The sequence below is a fragment of the Yoonia sp. I 8.24 genome (genome assembly GCF_022096995.1).
In the GTDB taxonomy this organism is placed as follows: Bacteria; Pseudomonadota; Alphaproteobacteria; order Rhodobacterales; family Rhodobacteraceae; genus Yoonia.
Genome location: NZ_JACXGQ010000010.1, coordinates 17,005 through 32,450 on the forward strand (window position 1 = coordinate 17,005; position 15,446 = coordinate 32,450).

Consider the following 15,446-nt stretch of genomic DNA (forward strand, 5'->3'; position numbering starts at 1 on the left):
ATGCTTCGCACTAGATAAAGCAAATTTTTAGTATTTCAAAAAAGTGATTTCAGCGCTTGTCATTTTTCGCGGCAACCCTCCTATTCGGCACATGACTGATTTCCCAAACACACCTTCGCTTGACCCAGAAAACTGGGACAAATTTCGCGCGCGCGCGCATCACATGCTGGATAGCGCCATCGATCAAATGGCCCGCAGTGGCACAGGAAAAGTGTGGACGGCACCGCCGGAAGATCTAAAAAAATGCCCGCCGGTCCCCGTGCAAGGCGATTCAGCGGCGACCGATGCGCAGATGACTGCGCTTTTGCCTTATGGTGTTGGCAATACCCATCCGCGTTTCTTTGGCTGGGTCCACGGGTCAGGCACCCCGTCGAATATTATCGCAGATATGGTCGCGGCGGCGATGAACGCTAATCTTGGTGGGCGCGACCACGGCGCAATATATGTCGAAAAGCAAGTCGTCAGTTGGTGTAAAGCCATATTCGGGTTTCCCGATACCGCCAGTGGGTTGGTCGTCTCTGGCACCTCTATTGCCACGCTAATCGCGCTCAAATCGGCGCGTGACCGGATGAACAATTTTGCAGCGCGCACATCCGGCGTGCAGCCCGGATTGGTCGGCTATACATCGACCCAGACCCATTCTTGTGTCGCACGGACATTTGATATGTTGGGTCTTGGTAGCGATGCTTTGCGCAAAATTCCGGTGAACGATGCGTTTGAAATGGACACTGTTGCACTACAAGCCGCGATTGCGTCAGACCGGGCCGCAGGTCTGAAGCCTTTCGCAATTATCGGCACTGCCGGTGCGGTAAATGTCGGAGCGATCGACGATCTTGATACGCTGGCGGATATCGCGGCGACTGAGAACCTGTGGTTCCATGTCGATGGAGCCTTTGGCGCCACCGCAATCCTAAGTGATCAGATCAAGCCGCGCCTGTCAGGGCTCACCCGCGCCGACAGCATCGCGTTCGATTTCCATAAATGGTTGCATGTGAATTACGATGCTGGGTTCATCTTGATCCGCGATGAAGATGCGCACCGCCGCGCCTTTTCTGAACGCCCAGACTATCTTGCCGCGGCCGAGCGGGGGCTGGCCGCTGGCAACCCGTGGCCAACCGAATACGGGCCCGAATTGTCGCGCGGGTTCCGCGCACTGAAAATCTGGGCGCAGTTAATGGAACATGGCACCGATAAACTGGGGCAATTGATCAGCCAAAACTGCGAACAAGCACAATATCTCGCGGATCAAGTCACCGCGCATTCTGCCTTTGAACTCTGTGCGCCGGTGGCGTTGAATATCTGCTGTTTCCGGTTCGTCGCCCCGGACGTAGACCTGTGCAAGCTCAACGCAGAAATTGTGGTGCGCCTGCAACTTGATGGGGTTGCAGCCCCCTCGACGACCATCCTAAACGGCAATACTGTGATCCGGGTGAATATCACCAATCACCGGACTGCGTATACCGATCTTGATGTTCTTCTGACAGCAACACATAAGATTGGGACGCAATTGCTGCAGGAGAGGATCTTTGCCACAGCTTAAGGTAACCGCCGCCCAAATGGTGGCCGCCGCCCGTGCTAAAATCTCCGAAATCGACACTGTCGATGCCATCGCCATGGTCGATGATCCTCAGGTCATTTTCGTCGATCTACGCGATGTGCGCGAACGCCAGCGCAGCGGTGCTATTCCCGGCAGTTTTCACTGCCCACGCGGCATGGTCGAATTTTGGGTTGATCCCGACAGCCCCTATTTCAAAGATATCTTCGCCCAAGAGAAACGCTTTGTCTTCCACTGCGCCTCTGGCTGGCGGTCGGCGCTGACGGTCGCCAAGCTCAACGAGATGGGGTTTGAGGCAGCGCATTTAAAAGATGGGTTTATCGACTGGGCCAAACACGACGGCCCGATTGAGCCCTGCACATGACCGAACCAGAAATTTGCCCGCTTGGCGTTGATGGGGTCTTGGTACGCTTTGCCCGCACCCTCAGCGAAGCGGCAAACACACGCGCAATCGCTTTTGCGACACGGCTCAAATCGGCGAAGCTCACTGGCGTGGTTGAGGTCGCATCCTCCCTGACCTCGGTCAAGGTCGGGTTCGACCCAGTACTGATTACCCGAGACGCGCTTGTGCAGACCCTATCTGAACGGCTCACGCAGCAAGAGGTCACAGACAGCGGACCGCGCCGTCTGTGGCAAATTCCTGTCGCCTTTGGCCCCGATCACGCCCCGCAATTGGCCGAAGCCGCCGCATTGGCAGGTGTCACGCCCGATCAAGCCGTGGCTGAAATCACCGCACAACGCTTGCGTGTTATTGCGCTAGGGTTTGCGCCCGGCCAGCCCTATCTGGGCATGTTGCCACCCCATTGGGACATCGCCCGTCAATCAAAGCTCACCGCGCAGATGCCCAACGGGGCCTTGGTCGTCGCAGTCCGACAATTGATTATCTTTGCAGCTGATGCACCGACAGGCTGGCGTCACATTGGGCAGTCGGCTTTTCGTGTCTATCAGCCAGACACCCCTGACCCATTTGCCTTTCAACCCGGCGATGCCGTGCAATTTTGCGCGGTAGGAGACGCTGAACTCATGAGCCTCAAAGACCGCAGCGACACGAATGGTGGCGCGCAAGTTTCGGTGACCACCTAATGACGCAACTGACACTCCATAGCATCGGGCCCGGCGTCACGCTCCAAGACCTCGGCCGCCCCGGCTGGACTGCCCAAGGCCTGTCGACTGGTGGCGCAGCTGATCGCCTGGCCATTCTTGAAGCTGCCGCAATTCTGAACGCCCCCATCCAAGCCGGGCTTGAGATGATGGGCTATGGCGGGGTGTTTAGTGTAGACAGCGACATGCGGATCGCGCTGACGGGCGCAGAAATGCAAGCAAGTATTGATGCAACACCCGTGCCGCAAAACACCAGCCTGCTATTACGCGCGGGACAAAAGCTGACGATTGGCGGCGCAAAGCAAGGGGTTTACGGCTATCTTTCTTTTGCAGGAGGCATCGACACCGCGCAGATCATGGGCAGCCGCGCCGCGCATCTGACTGCGGGCATTGGTGGGCTTTTACAAGCTGGGACGACCGTGCCACTTGGGAAAGACACTGATCCGCTGGCACCGCCCATGCGGTTAACCGTGGCGGAACGGTTCGCCGGTGGAACGGTCCGTGTGATGCCCGGCCCCCAGACTGATTTCTTTGATCCCGCGATGCTGACACGCTTTGCCGCAACTACGTTTACGCGCAGCCCGCGTGGCAACCGACAAGGCATGCGGCTTGATTATGATGATGCCCCCTTTGGCCTCAGCGGCGGGCGCAACATCACCTCTGATCTGATCGTGCCGGGGGATATCCAAATGACGGGCGACGGTGTACCTTATGTGTTGCTGGCAGAATGCCAAACCATCGGCGGCTACCCAAGGATCGGTAGCGTTTTACCCGCAGATCTGCCGATTATTGCGCAAGCAGGCCCCGGCGTGAAGCTACAGTTCGCTTTTGTGACCGTACAACAGGCCGATGCGACAGCGGTGTCTGATAAGACCACATTGGCCGCGCTGCGGACGCAAACCGCACCGATCACCCGCGACCCGCATGACATCGCTGATTTGCTCAGCTATCAATTGATCAGCGGCGTAACCGCTGGCAACGATCTATAGCTTGGGGGCATTATGACACGCACCGTCGATTTGAACGCCGATATGGGCGAAGGTTATGGGCCTTGGACAATGGGTGACGATGCTGCCTTGCTTGAGATCGTGACCTCCGCCAATATTGCCTGCGGATTTCACGCGGGCGACCCCGACGTGATGGCGCAAACCATGGGCCGTGCGATAAAAAACGGCGTCGGCATCGGGGCGCATCCGGGGTTTGCCGACCTCAAAGGGTTCGGACGGCGACAATTGCCTCTTTCGCATACGGAAATCGCGAATGCCGTCGCCTATCAACTCGGCGCGGCCCAAGCCATCGCCCGCCGCGCAGGCGGCACTGTCAAACACCTGAAACTACACGGCGCGTTGTCGAATATGGCCAGTGTCGATGCTGATCTGGCACGCGCCTGCTATACTGCGGCCCTCGCGGTCGATCCTGACATTACCATCATGGTGCTCGCAGCCACAGCGATGGAAACGATCGTGCGTGATCTCGGCTGTGCATGGGCTGGCGAGATTTTCGCGGATCGGGCCTATAATGACGATGCCACGTTGGTAGACCGCAGCAAGCCGGGCGCTGTCTTGCATGATGCCGCCATCGCCGCGCCGCGTATCCTTGATATGCTCAACGCTGGTGCGATTATTGCGGAAAGCGGCAAGCACATCCCCTGCCAGATCGACACGATCTGCCTGCACGGCGACACCCCCGCAGCGGTCGATATGGCACGCGACATTCGCGACCACCTGCAAGCGGCGGGCGTCACTCTCAAAACCTTCTGACGCGACCTTCAAAGAAAACCGAACGAACCTATGCGGCGCTTAGCTCTTTCGTTTGGGCTGCCGGTCGCGTTAACTGCCCTTGAGGGAGATCATCCATGTCAAACACACCATATTACAGCCCCAAGGGCGGCCTGCCACCGCAGACACAATTGTTGACTGACCGCGCGATGTTTACAGACGCTTACGCGGTGATCCCCAAAGGAACGATGACCGATATTGTCACCAGCAATCTGCCGTTTTGGGAAAGAACACGCGCTTGGGTGATCGCACGGCCCATGTCTGGGTTTTCTGAGACCTTCAGCCAATACATCATGGACGTCGCCCCCGGTGGCGGCAGCACCCGCCCTGAACCTGAAACAGATGCGCAAGGCGTTATTTTTGTTGTTGATGGTGGGTTTTCCCTGCGGATTGGCGATGAAACCCATAGGCTGCAAACAGGCAGCTACGCTTATCTGCCAGCGGGTGCCGATTGGGCGCTAACAAATGACACCGACGCGCCCACCACATTCCACTGGGTGCGCAAACTCTATCAAGCCGTTGATGGGATCGCCGCGCCAGAGCCATTCGTGACCTCTGACGCCGATGCAATCAAAGTCGAAATGCCTGACACTGATGGAAAATGGGCGACGACCCGTTTCGTCGACCCCACAGATATGCGTCACGACATGCATGTGAACATCGTCACATTAGAACCCGGCGGGGTCATCCCCTTTGCCGAAACACATGTGATGGAACATGGGCTATATGTACTGGAAGGCAAAGCGGTCTACCGCCTGAACCAAAACTGGGTCGAAGTCGAAGCCGGAGATTTCATGTGGCTACGCGCCTTCTGCCCCCAAGCCTGCTACGCAGGCGGGCCTGGGCCATTCCGGTATCTGCTCTATAAAGACGTGAACCGGCACATGCCGTTGGGGCGAGTGAGATAGCCCTACCGCCGAAACCTCCTGCGACTGATCAAGGCGTTCACATAAGCAACTGGAATAATAAAATGACCGCTGTGCTAGACGCAGTGTGCGTCTGTTATAAATGAAGGATGACCGCTTTTCCATTTCTGCCATCCCAGACTTTAAACGCTATCAGCGAGAACACGCAGAATGCATCCAACGGTAGACCCTTGACATAACATGCGTATAACAAGGGCTAAAGACTAACACGAAAAACATATGGCGGTAATATGCACGGCATAGAGTGCGAGACCATAAAGAGTTGGGAGAGGTTTATCGATGATAACTGATTATAGCGACGGGGCGACAGGTACATTTACCGTTGACGGGGTTAGTGTTGGTTATACCGTGTCCAACGACAACACCATTTCGCCGACTTCAACGTCTGATGGCCTCACTTGGGGCTCGGTCCGGTTTTCGGGTGAAGACCTTACAGTTGATTTTGACACACACATAGACGAAGCCGTTATTTATATTGCCGATTTCAACAACGCTGAATCAATTGCAATCACACTGGATGGTGTTGTCATTGATTTGAACGATGCGATAGCTGATGGAGCAATTGAGATTATTTCATTGCATCCGGACCATAGCATCAACCCGACAAGTGGAGAGCTGGAGGGATCGGGATCTGCTGCTTCGATTTCGTCTTTTCGCATTAAGACCGGTTTTGATTCATTTGGTATTAGTGACACCGGTGCCGGCGATGCTGCGCCGACGCAAGTTCGATTTTCTATTGAAGCCGATATTAACACGACAACTGTTTGCTTTGCACGTGGAACACTTATTCAGACGGACGACGGAGAGGTCCCAGTAGAAACATTGCAAGAGGGGACGCTTGTTAAGACCCTCGACGAGGGGTTTCTCCCGCTTCGTTGGATTGGGTCATGCGCGTTTGACAGTATCGATCTGACACTTAATCCCAAGCTAAAACCAATTCGAATACGATCAGGTGCGCTCGGTGAGAACATCCCCAAGCAAGATCTGTTGGTGTCGCGGCAACACCGCGTGCTTGTCCGTTCTGCTATCGCACAACGCATGTTTGGAACCGACGAGGTTCTCATTCCTGCTGTAAAACTTTTGGCATTAGATGGCATCGATACCGAAGAAGGAAGTTCTGCTAGCATCGAATATTTCCATATACTTTTCGATACCCACCAGATTGTATTTTCAAACGGAATGCCGACCGAAAGCTTATTGACCGGGCCAGAGGCTCTCAAGAGTGTGTCACCAACTGCACGTAAAGAACTACAAGAAATCCTGCCGCGTCTTAAAGATGAAGGAGGTCACCCCATACCGGCAAGGCATGTGCCGCCGCATGGCAAACGCATTAAAAAATTAGTAGACCGTCATCAGGCAAATAATAAGCCAGTCTATTCCGCTTGATGTAACCCAAACACAGCGTTTACCAAACAGATGATATTTGTGCGTCTGAATCAGGCGTTATCCACATCGCAGACTGCTTATTTCACTTTGGGTTGGCACTTGCCGTTCGTCATCTACATCCCCGCTACACAACATCCGCCCAGATTGGCAAATGATCTGACGCATGGCGCGCAGGGCCTTCTTGTACGACGCCCGCATCGCGCATCTCAATCCCTTTTGACATCGCGATCCGGTCGAGTGCGGCGATGGGGCGGGCAGCGTGGAAGCTGTGGCCGGGGGCGTGGACGGTGAAGTCGCCCAGGGCCTCTAACCCTTTGCGCGGGGACCATTCGTTGAAATCCCCTGCAACAATCACCCGGTCAGCGCCGTCACATGCTTTGGCAATAGCATGAAGTTGCCGCACCCGGTGCCGTCGCATCAACCCCAGATGGGCCGCGACAAAGCTAAAGGCAGGCAGATCAACGCGCACAGCCCCGCGCGGCTCTAATCCCGGCAGGTCGATATGGGTCACCTTGCCTGCTTTGATCCCTTTGCGGACCAATATGGCATTGCCGTGCCAGCCTAGGCTGACGGCGTTGCGCGCCACTGGCACAATTTCAAAATCCGTCTCGGTCTCGATCACGCTGCGCGCAATTGCGCTGGGACGGGCGCCGAGCCGCAGATCGGCCTCTTGCAGGGCGATCACATCGGCGTCCAGACCGTTCAAGACCTGCACAATGCGCATTGGATCGCGCTTGCGGTCGAGCCCTTTGGCCTTTCGAATATTGTAACTCGCGACCCGCAGGCCCTTATTATATGCGTCCATGCTATGATAGATGGGGATACGCGTGCGTTAAGAAAAGGCTTGGCTATGATCACAGATAAGGTTTTTGAACAAAACCGCGTGCTTTTGGTGCTCTGGGGGTTACTTTTTGTGGCCGCAATTGTCGCAGTGTTCACCGGCCGCTGGTCGCTGGCCTTTGTCGCCTTAAGCACCTTGACGCTTGCGATCGCGCCCGTGTTCTTGGCGTCGCGATTGCATCTTACGCTACCGCTCCCGTTTTTGGTCGCCACCACCTTGTTTACCTATGCCACCGTGTTCATGGGCGAAGCCTTTGATTTTTATGAACGCTATTGGTGGTGGGATATCGCGCTCCACGGCGGATCGGCTGTTGGGTTCGGGCTGATGGGGTTCTTGTTTGTCTTTATGCTGTTCGAAGGTGACCGTTACGCCGCCCCGCCCAGCGCAATCGCTGTCATCACGTTTTGCGTGGCGATGACAGTTGGCGCGACTTGGGAATTGTTCGAATTTGCGATGGATCAGATCTTTGGACTGAACATGCAAAAATCCGGCCTGATGGACACGATGGGCGATTTGATTGTCGATGCGATTGGCGCGTTTTTCGCAGCACTTTCAGGCTATGTGTATCTGCGCGGCGATGATTCTGGGATCATGGCGCGCTTGATTGGGCAGTTTGTCACGCTGAACAAGCAACTGTATCGAAAATCCAAAGACCGCCTAAACAAGTAGCTGCGCTTAGGGTCGAAACCCATCTGGGACACGGTCAAGCCCGTCCAGCACCAACTCAGCCATCACGTGACCAACTTTTGGGGCCATTCCAAACCCGATCTTAAACCCGCCATTTGCCACAAATTCACCGGGCCGATTGGGATGATACCCCAAGATAGGCGCACGGCTGCGGCTGCGCGGGCGCACCCCGGCCCAGCGCTCTATCACAGGTGCATCGCGCAAAACCGGAAAGGCCGCCCGCGCCCGCTCCACCACATCGTCAAGCTGGTTGTCGGTCGTGGTCGGGTCGTCAAAATCGCGTTCTGTCGTTGATCCGATTGCCACGGTGCCATCGCAATGCGGGATGATATGTAAAGCATCTGCAAACAACTGCGGCTGGTTTTTCGCATCAAATGCAAGCAGCGCTGCCTGCCCTTTAACCCCGCCACCGCCAAGCTCCACCACCCCAGCGTATCCGGTTGCCCATACGATCCTGCCTTGTGGATCACCAGATGCACCAACCATCCCGCCCAGCGCAATCACAGCATCCGCCAACGCCCGCGTCGCGCGACGTGGGTGCACCAGCGCCGACAGCGTATCGCGCACAATAAACCCGCTGGGCGACGGCGGCATCCATGCGTCATCGGGTGTGGCGATAACCTCCCATATGGCTTTGCCTTCCCATAGTTGTGCGGCGGTCGTAGCCCGCCGATGCGCCAGCGCAACTGCGCCTGCGTCCGCCAAGGGCTGCAACCGTCCAGAACGGGCATAGCCGACATCCACCCCCGTTAACTCTGAAACCTCTGCCCAGAATTGTTCCGCATTGATCAGGCTGTCGAATTGGAACGCTTTCTTTTCGTTCCAGTTTTCAGGAACATGTGGGGCCAGTGCGCCCACGACGCCGCCGCTTGATCCTGCTGCCACACCGTTCGGATCGATCACCTGCACGCGCGCACCACGCCGCGCACAGGCGAAAGCAACCGAAAGCCCAAAAACGCCCGCGCCCATAACTGTCACATCAGCCGTTGCCATTCTTGATCCTTCCGCCCAAAGATGGCGCAAGCTTTAAGGCATGATTCAATGACAAACCAGACCGCAGACCTTGACTGGCGGGACGGCCGTGTGCCGATCTCAACACAGTTTGATGACCCCTACTATTCGCTCGACAATGGGCTGGCCGAAACGCGCCATGTTTTTTTGGACGGCAACGACCTGCCCGCGCGGTTTGTGGGTGATTTCCAGATTGCGGAATTGGGATTTGGCACAGGGCTGAACCTGCTGGTGACTTGGGCGCTTTGGGATCAGGCGGGGCGGCCGGGCAGATTAAAATTCACGTCCTTTGAAGCCTTTCCAATGGAGGTTGAGGATATGCGCACAGCGCTCAAACATTTCCCCGAAGTGGCCGAGTTCGCGGCCTGCCTATTGGCGCATTGGGTGCCCGGCGCGGGGCCAACGCAGCTTCCTGATGGGCCGATCTTAGATGTCATCATCGGTGACGCGCGCCAGACGGTGCCCGCATGGGATAACGCGGCAGATGCATGGTTTTTGGATGGGTTTTCACCCGCGAAAAACCCAGAACTTTGGGGGACAGATTTAATGCGTGCGGTGGGTGAACACACGCGTCCGGGCGGCACTGCGGCAACCTATAGCGCAGCGGGCCACGTCCGCCAAAGCCTTGCCCTTGCCGGGTTCACCGTGAACCGCACCCCCGGCTTTGGACGCAAACGCCATATGACACAGGCAAGGATGCCCAATGCAGAATAACGCCCGCCTTGGGATCATGTTGATGATCGCAACGACATTTGTGTTTGCCGTCCAAGACGGGATATCCACCCATCTTGCTGGGCAATATAATGTGCTGATGATCGTGATGATCCGGTACTGGTTTTTTGCGGCTTTTGTTATCACGGTCGCGACCCGGCAAACGGGATCGATCAAAGCGGCAGCGGCAACAAAGCAACCGATCTTGCAGATCACGCGCGGGCTTTTGCTTGCGAGTGAAATTTGCATCCTGATCACTGGGTTTGTGATGTTGGGGCTGGTCGAAAGCCATGCCATTTTTGCGAGCTACCCGCTGTTGATCGCCGCACTATCTGGCCCGGTTCTGGGCGAACAGGTCGGTTGGCGACGCTGGGCGGCCATTGCAATCGGGTTCGTCGGCGTCTTGGTGATTTTACAACCAGGCTACGGTGTTTTCGCGCCTGCCGCCGTGATTCCAGTCATCGGGGCGCTGATGTTTGCGCTTTACGGATTGCTGACCCGCTTTGCTGCGCGCAAAGACAAAACCGCCACCTCGTTCTTTTGGACCGGTGTAGCGGGGGCAGTATTGATGACCATTATCGGTGCGCGGTCATGGGAGCCAATGTTGTCCCACGATTGGGCGTGGATGGCTGCCCTATGTGTCACAGGCGCCGTAGGTCATTGGCTCTTGATCAAAACCTACGAGGTCGCGGAGGCGAGTTCAGTCCAGCCCTTCGCCTATTTGCAACTTGTCTTTGCAAGCGCGATTGGCGTGTTTGTTTTGGGTGAAACCATCCGCCCGAATGTCGCCTTGGGTGGCGCGATTGTTATTGGGGCTGGGTTATTCACCTTGTGGCGCGCCCGGCAAAAGGCCTAATTGTTCGGGACGGGCGACCGGGCGCAACAACGGCTTTTTGCCAATTAGTAAGTCTGTAAAGGCGACTGGGCCTGTCTCACCCGTCAATCGGGCCTCGTAAATCGGCAGGCTTTCTGTGACGCGCATGACGTAATTTCGGGTCTCGCGGAACGGGATGTGTTCGATCCAATCAATGACATCCATTTCGCGCAGGCGCGGATCGCCACGTTCTTCCATCCATGTGCGCGGGCGCCCCGGCCCCGCATTATAGCCCGCCGCAATCATCACGGGCGTCGGGCCAAACTGTTCTTGCAGACCCGCTAAATACTGCGCGCCAAGCGTCGCGTTATAGCGCCAATCGTTGATCACTTTGGCCCGCGCGTAAGGAAGACCCAATTCACCCGCGACCTCTTCGGCGGTGCCGGGCATCAGTTGCATCAGACCAAGCGCCCCGACGGGGCTGCCAACAGTCGTGTTAAATTCGCTTTCGCGCCGTGCAATCGACAAGGCCAGTGCAGGTTCAACAGGTAAATCCATCTGCGCAAGATCATGAATCGGGTAGTAAATCGTCGGGATCACGATCCCACGTGTCACCGCCACCTTACCCAGCAAGAGCGTGTAATACTGTTCGTCAAGGTGATCGAGATAAGCGCCAATTTGCGCCAATTCTTCTGGGGGTAAAGTCTTGCCAAGATGCGCAAAAAACGTCACAGCCGCGCCACGTTCACCACCTGCAAGCAAGATAAACGCGGCTTTCACAAGCGGTTGGTCAAAGACAGGCGCGCCTTCCCAATCGACGGGGGTGCCAGCGAGCGTCGGGTCAAGCGGACGCCCAAGTTTTTCAGCGGACAATAATCCATAAAACGCCGTTTGATGATTGGCTGCAGCACCATAAGCCAGCGCCGCTAAATCAGCATTCTCCATCACCTCTTGGGCACGCCCCTGCCAATATTGCATCCGGCTGATCGAAATTGGGGTTGAAACCGCATCCGCCGCCTTTTCAAAATGGGTCAATGCGCGGGCGGGATCGCCAAGATAGGTTAGCGCGATATATCCAGACAGCCATTCCAAATCCGAATAGGTGGCACCTTCGTCTAAATAATGCCGCGAGGCCAAAGCATAGGCTTGATCGGCGCGCCCTTCGCGCATTTCCCACCGGGCAAGCACCCGCCGCCAGCCAGCCCACCGAAACGGCTCGCCCAAGGCGGCGCGGCTGGTGGACCGATCGACGAGCATCGCCACAGCATCAGTCCAGTCCCCGCGCTGCGCACGCCAACTATAGCGAGCGTATGCAAAACCGGGATCTTCGCGCAGGGCGGCGGGCACATCATTATAAAGCGGCAACATGTTCCGCGTGCCCGCGATGTAGCCGATCCGCGCAGCAACAGCGGCACGTTGATCTGGCGCTAACAAAGGCAACATCCGCCTAGCGTCACTGCGCCGCGAACGCCACAGCATCGCATCTGCGCGCGCGGCGTGGTAGGGGGCAAGTTGTTCAGGGAAGGCGTTCATCAGCGCCGCATGCCCGTCATCCGTCAAGCCTAATTCAAGCCAAGCTTTGCGTAAAATCTCATTGGCGCGTTCATCTTCACCGTTTGCGAACAACGCCGCCGCTAGCCGCTGCGCCCCTTCGCCCGTTTGAGGGGCATCCTCTGCGAACCATACAACCACGGTATCTGCAGGATGATCTGACGGGATCATTGGCTCGGCGACTTTGCGAAGGCGATCCAATCCGGGCCAATCAGGGTGGTCCGCAACAAAGGTCACATAGTCCGCAAATGGCGCTTCGCCGTCTAACAAACGCAGCCAAGACAAGACATCAACGGTCACCAAATCTGCTTGCGCCGCCAATGTCTGCGCGGCGTCCCAATCGACGTCCGCTGTCGTGATCGCTGCCACAGCAGTTGGATCAGCCTCTTGCGCAGCAACGCCAACGGTCGCGCAGGAGAACGCAAGAGCTAAAGGTAAATATCGCATCAAAACCGCCGTATTGCCTGTTCAAAAAATAAACTAACGCAGGTAGCCGCAATAACAACTCACAAACTTGGCAATCGGCGCAAACCCGTCTAGTGTCCGCGCGATTTTACACGGGCGATTCAGCCCCCACACACAAGGAAGCGCGTTATGTTCAAAGGGTCACTCCCCGCCCTCGTCACGCCGTTTGACAACGGCCAAGTGGACATTGATGCGCTCAAGAAGCTCGTCAATTGGCATATTGAACAGGGATCAAACGGTTTGGTCCCCGTCGGTACAACGGGCGAAAGCCCAACGCTGACACATTCGGAACATGATGCCGTTGTTGCCGCCGTCGTCAAAGAAGCCGCTGGACGCATTCCTGTGATCGCGGGCGCCGGGTCCAACAACACAGTCGAAACAGTGCGTCTTGTCGAAGCCGCCAAAGCTGCGGGTGCGAACGCGGCCCTTGTTGTCACGCCCTATTATAACAAGCCGACTCAAGCCGGTCTGATCGCGCATTTTAGCGCCGCCGCTGCCGTGGGGCTGCCTATTATCATCTATAACATCCCGGGCCGTTCAGTTGTCGATATGACACCTGAAACGATGGGTGAGCTGGCCAAACTGGACATGATTGTCGGCGTCAAAGATGCCACTGGCGATCTGTCACGCGTGCCGGCCCAACGTATGACTTGTGGCACAGATTTCTTGCAGCTGTCTGGCGAAGACGCAACCGCACTGGGCTTTAACGCCCATGGCGGACTAGGCTGCATTTCGGTCACGGCCAATATCGCACCCAAGCTTTGTGCCGAATTCCAAGCCAGCACATTGGCGGGCGACTATGCCACCGCGCTAACCCAATTGGATCGCCTGATGCCACTACACGAAGCCGTCTTTACCGAACCCGGCGTCGCTGGCGCAAAATATGGCATGTCCTTGTTGGGGTTGTGCAGTGAAGACGTCCGGTCTCCGCTCACCCCGTTGACGAATGAAACCAAAGAAAAGCTGCGCGCCGCAATGGTACATGCAGGTTTGTTGAACTAACGAAAGGCGGGGGTTAGCCCCGCCTGCCTCACACGCCCTTCAACTGTCCCAAGATATGCGTGTAATTCTCAACCCCTTGCGCCCCAGTCACGAGGTGCTTTTTATTGAACACGGCCGCTGGGACGCCGCGGATTCCTTGTTGCATCCAGAAACGTTCCTGTTCACGCACGGCGTTCGCAAACCGACCGTCTTCCAAAACGGCCAACGCCTCGTCATGGTCCAATCCTATCTCACTCGCGATATCTGCAAGCACCTTTATATCTGACAGATCACGGTGATGGGTAAAATGGGCAGTAAATAGCGCCATTTTCAAATCATGCTTACGACCCTGCTCGCCCGCCCAATGCAACAGTTGATGGGTCGCAAAGGTGTTGTGCATGCGCTTGTCGTCCGAAAATGCAAATTCAAAGCCAAGCGCATCGCCCAACTGTTTCATCTGCGCGCGCGATTGAGCCGATTGCTCTGGGGTTGATCCATATTTTTCGGCGACATGCTCACGCATGTTTTGCCCTTCGGCGGGCATATCGGGGTTCAGCTCAAACGGATGCCAATGGATTTCATGCGGGGTGCCAGTGTCTTTTAGCGCCTGTGCCAATTGGCGATAGCCGATAATGCACCACGGGCACATGACGTCAGAAATGATATCGATACGTAAAGGATGTTGGGACATGTTGCACGCTTTTCCGATTGAGAAAGATCAATTGCCTACATGGTGCGGTGGGGCAAAGATTCCAATCAAATTACCAAGATAACACAATGATGTGTGTAAAACGGGGTAGGCCGTTGACTCTATCAAGCAGTTTTTTGGCAATCCGATCACGGGTTCAGGCCAAGAAAAACTGACCCAATATCCAGTATTTTTGACCTAATCCGGACATTGCGCGCAACCGGCCTCTATGTCTGCTGTGCGGGACAAAGTGAGATTTCGCTGCAGTTGCACCAATGTCCGGTTCTGCTAGTTTGAGTTAGAAATGGACTATCTGGAAAATAAGATGCTGCATCTTAAACCATGGCATAAAAGCGTCTCGTATCGTGGTAAAAACTTAGTAGTTGCGATTGCCGAAAATAATGCGCGCGTGGCTCACAAAAGCCGCTATGTGGCCTCGGCAGACGGCTTCTATGCAGTCTATCCGGAGGGCTGGTTTTTTATAGCTCTTGATGAAGGAGGACGAACAGTAGCGGGCTGGAAGCATGCATTACTTTCGCTCAGTGAGGTAAACAGGATTGCTCGGTCTCAAGGACTTTTTTGCCGCGAGTTCTCTGCCGAAGTTGAAGGCAACCCAGTAGCGACGTTTAAATACCGCACCCTATTTCGCCAGCCATGGCGAATTGTCACTGACCTAATCGTGCCGGATGACGACTGGGGGCTGGTGTGCGATTTACCGGGTTGGGTCTACACTATTTCCAATGAGGATGAACCGAGCCAAATGTTAGCTAAGGCGCTCGATCATGTAGCCTAACGTCTTCAGCAGAACTGCGTGGAATGCCGGAATTTGAGCAGGTAGCAGTGCCTAAGGCTTCAAGAAAAGTGCCGTTCGCTGCACTTCAGAAAACTGACGCTTTGGGCTTAAACCTGACATCCGCTGCGCGTTGCGCAAACGTCTGTTTTTCGGGTTTG

The 15,446-nt window shown here is 55.9% G+C and carries 16 protein-coding genes; 12 read left to right on the forward strand and 4 right to left on the reverse strand.

The genetic code is table 11. The annotated features are described in order from the left end of the window. Window positions 1-91 precede the first annotated feature (91 nt). The 7 genes from Yoon_RS16330 (at window position 92) to Yoon_RS16360 (ending at window position 6,746) form a co-directional block, all read left to right on the forward strand. Complete coding sequence (locus Yoon_RS16330; RefSeq protein WP_238113670.1) at window positions 92-1,540, forward strand: pyridoxal-dependent decarboxylase; 1,449 nt, start codon at window positions 92-94, stop codon at window positions 1,538-1,540. Next, the gene (locus Yoon_RS16335) at window positions 1,527-1,919 is read left to right on the forward strand and encodes a rhodanese-like domain-containing protein (protein ID WP_238113671.1); all 393 of its coding nucleotides are present in this window, start codon (window positions 1,527-1,529) and stop codon (window positions 1,917-1,919) included. The genes Yoon_RS16330 and Yoon_RS16335 overlap by 14 nt, the downstream gene beginning before the upstream one ends. After that, window positions 1,916-2,638 (forward strand): allophanate hydrolase subunit 1, encoded by a 723-nt coding sequence (locus Yoon_RS16340; RefSeq protein ID WP_238113672.1) that lies wholly within the window; start codon window positions 1,916-1,918, stop codon window positions 2,636-2,638. The genes Yoon_RS16335 and Yoon_RS16340 overlap by 4 nt, the downstream gene beginning before the upstream one ends. Beyond that, window positions 2,638-3,645 (forward strand): biotin-dependent carboxyltransferase family protein, encoded by a 1,008-nt coding sequence (locus Yoon_RS16345; RefSeq protein WP_238113673.1) that lies wholly within the window; start codon window positions 2,638-2,640, stop codon window positions 3,643-3,645. The genes Yoon_RS16340 and Yoon_RS16345 overlap by 1 nt, the downstream gene beginning before the upstream one ends. A 12-nt stretch (window positions 3,646-3,657) precedes the next feature. Continuing rightward, window positions 3,658-4,416 carry a LamB/YcsF family protein gene (locus Yoon_RS16350; RefSeq protein ID WP_238113674.1) on the forward strand — a complete coding sequence of 253 codons (759 nt, stop codon included), beginning with the start codon at window positions 3,658-3,660 and terminating at the stop codon, window positions 4,414-4,416. A gap of 95 nt (window positions 4,417-4,511) precedes the next feature. After that, a complete protein-coding gene (locus Yoon_RS16355; protein ID WP_238113675.1) occupies window positions 4,512-5,342 on the forward strand; it encodes a bifunctional allantoicase/(S)-ureidoglycine aminohydrolase in 831 nt (276 codons plus the stop codon). Between the two features lie 297 nt (window positions 5,343-5,639). Next, on the forward strand, window positions 5,640-6,746 hold the full coding sequence (locus Yoon_RS16360; protein WP_238113676.1) for a Hint domain-containing protein: 1,107 nt from the start codon (window positions 5,640-5,642) through the stop codon (window positions 6,744-6,746). 124 nt (window positions 6,747-6,870) lie between these two features. Here Yoon_RS16360 and Yoon_RS16365 read toward each other — a convergent pair whose 3' ends face one another. After that, window positions 6,871-7,551, reverse strand: coding sequence for an endonuclease/exonuclease/phosphatase family protein (locus tag Yoon_RS16365; protein ID WP_238113678.1), 681 nt, complete (start codon window positions 7,549-7,551; stop codon window positions 6,871-6,873). A 45-nt stretch (window positions 7,552-7,596) separates the two neighbouring features. Here Yoon_RS16365 and Yoon_RS16370 point away from each other — a divergent pair, with 45 nt between their 5' ends. Further along, on the forward strand, window positions 7,597-8,256 hold the full coding sequence (locus Yoon_RS16370) for a hypothetical protein (protein ID WP_238113680.1): 660 nt from the start codon (window positions 7,597-7,599) through the stop codon (window positions 8,254-8,256). Between the two features lie 6 nt (window positions 8,257-8,262). Here Yoon_RS16370 and Yoon_RS16375 read toward each other — a convergent pair whose 3' ends face one another. Then, window positions 8,263-9,267, reverse strand: coding sequence for an FAD-binding oxidoreductase (locus tag Yoon_RS16375; RefSeq protein WP_238113683.1), 1,005 nt, complete (start codon window positions 9,265-9,267; stop codon window positions 8,263-8,265). A 48-nt stretch (window positions 9,268-9,315) separates the two neighbouring features. On the opposite strand from Yoon_RS16375, the gene mnmD reads away from it, so the two are divergent. Together mnmD and Yoon_RS16385 are read left to right on the forward strand one after the other, a co-directional pair. Then, a complete protein-coding gene (gene mnmD / locus Yoon_RS16380) occupies window positions 9,316-9,999 on the forward strand; it encodes a tRNA (5-methylaminomethyl-2-thiouridine)(34)-methyltransferase MnmD (RefSeq protein ID WP_238113685.1) in 684 nt (227 codons plus the stop codon). Further along, window positions 9,989-10,852: a DMT family transporter gene (locus Yoon_RS16385; RefSeq protein WP_238113687.1), complete on the forward strand. Its 864-nt coding sequence runs from the start codon at window positions 9,989-9,991 to the stop codon at window positions 10,850-10,852. The genes mnmD and Yoon_RS16385 overlap by 11 nt, the downstream gene beginning before the upstream one ends. On the opposite strand, the gene Yoon_RS16390 is transcribed toward Yoon_RS16385, so the two are convergent. Further along, a complete protein-coding gene (locus Yoon_RS16390) occupies window positions 10,817-12,808 on the reverse strand; it encodes a lytic transglycosylase domain-containing protein (protein ID WP_238113689.1) in 1,992 nt (663 codons plus the stop codon). The genes Yoon_RS16385 and Yoon_RS16390 overlap by 36 nt on opposite strands. A gap of 147 nt (window positions 12,809-12,955) precedes the next feature. Between Yoon_RS16390 and dapA the strand changes: the two genes are divergently transcribed. After that, window positions 12,956-13,828 carry a 4-hydroxy-tetrahydrodipicolinate synthase gene (gene dapA / locus Yoon_RS16395; RefSeq protein ID WP_238113691.1) on the forward strand — a complete coding sequence of 291 codons (873 nt, stop codon included), beginning with the start codon at window positions 12,956-12,958 and terminating at the stop codon, window positions 13,826-13,828. 28 nt (window positions 13,829-13,856) lie between these two features. Here the strand turns inward: dapA and Yoon_RS16400 are convergent, their stop codons facing one another. Beyond that, window positions 13,857-14,498, reverse strand: a complete 642-nt coding sequence (locus Yoon_RS16400) for a DsbA family oxidoreductase (protein WP_238113693.1) — start codon at window positions 14,496-14,498, stop codon at window positions 13,857-13,859. Window positions 14,499-14,799: 301 nt separating this feature from the next. Here Yoon_RS16400 and Yoon_RS16405 point away from each other — a divergent pair, with 301 nt between their 5' ends. Next, window positions 14,800-15,288: a hypothetical protein gene (locus Yoon_RS16405; RefSeq protein WP_238113695.1), complete on the forward strand. Its 489-nt coding sequence runs from the start codon at window positions 14,800-14,802 to the stop codon at window positions 15,286-15,288. Window positions 15,289-15,446: the final 158 nt, after the last annotated feature.

Coding starts and splice junctions, on each gene's coding strand:
- Yoon_RS16355 (WP_238113675.1), top strand. CDS start 4,512: ATGTCAAACACACCATATTACAGCCCCAAGGGCGGCCTGCCACCGCAG.
- Yoon_RS16345 (WP_238113673.1), top strand. CDS start 2,638: ATGACGCAACTGACACTCCATAGCATCGGGCCCGGCGTCACGCTCCAA.
- mnmD (WP_238113685.1), top strand. CDS start 9,316: ATGACAAACCAGACCGCAGACCTTGACTGGCGGGACGGCCGTGTGCCG.
- Yoon_RS16385 (WP_238113687.1), top strand. CDS start 9,989: ATGCAGAATAACGCCCGCCTTGGGATCATGTTGATGATCGCAACGACA.
- dapA (WP_238113691.1), top strand. CDS start 12,956: ATGTTCAAAGGGTCACTCCCCGCCCTCGTCACGCCGTTTGACAACGGC.
- Yoon_RS16350 (WP_238113674.1), top strand. CDS start 3,658: ATGACACGCACCGTCGATTTGAACGCCGATATGGGCGAAGGTTATGGG.
- Yoon_RS16340 (WP_238113672.1), top strand. CDS start 1,916: ATGACCGAACCAGAAATTTGCCCGCTTGGCGTTGATGGGGTCTTGGTA.
- Yoon_RS16405 (WP_238113695.1), top strand. CDS start 14,800: ATGGACTATCTGGAAAATAAGATGCTGCATCTTAAACCATGGCATAAA.
- Yoon_RS16375 (WP_238113683.1), bottom strand. CDS start 9,267: ATGGCAACGGCTGATGTGACAGTTATGGGCGCGGGCGTTTTTGGGCTT.
- Yoon_RS16330 (WP_238113670.1), top strand. CDS start 92: ATGACTGATTTCCCAAACACACCTTCGCTTGACCCAGAAAACTGGGAC.
- Yoon_RS16365 (WP_238113678.1), bottom strand. CDS start 7,551: ATGGACGCATATAATAAGGGCCTGCGGGTCGCGAGTTACAATATTCGA.
- Yoon_RS16360 (WP_238113676.1), top strand. CDS start 5,640: ATGATAACTGATTATAGCGACGGGGCGACAGGTACATTTACCGTTGAC.
- Yoon_RS16400 (WP_238113693.1), bottom strand. CDS start 14,498: ATGTCCCAACATCCTTTACGTATCGATATCATTTCTGACGTCATGTGC.
- Yoon_RS16370 (WP_238113680.1), top strand. CDS start 7,597: ATGATCACAGATAAGGTTTTTGAACAAAACCGCGTGCTTTTGGTGCTC.
- Yoon_RS16390 (WP_238113689.1), bottom strand. CDS start 12,808: ATGCGATATTTACCTTTAGCTCTTGCGTTCTCCTGCGCGACCGTTGGC.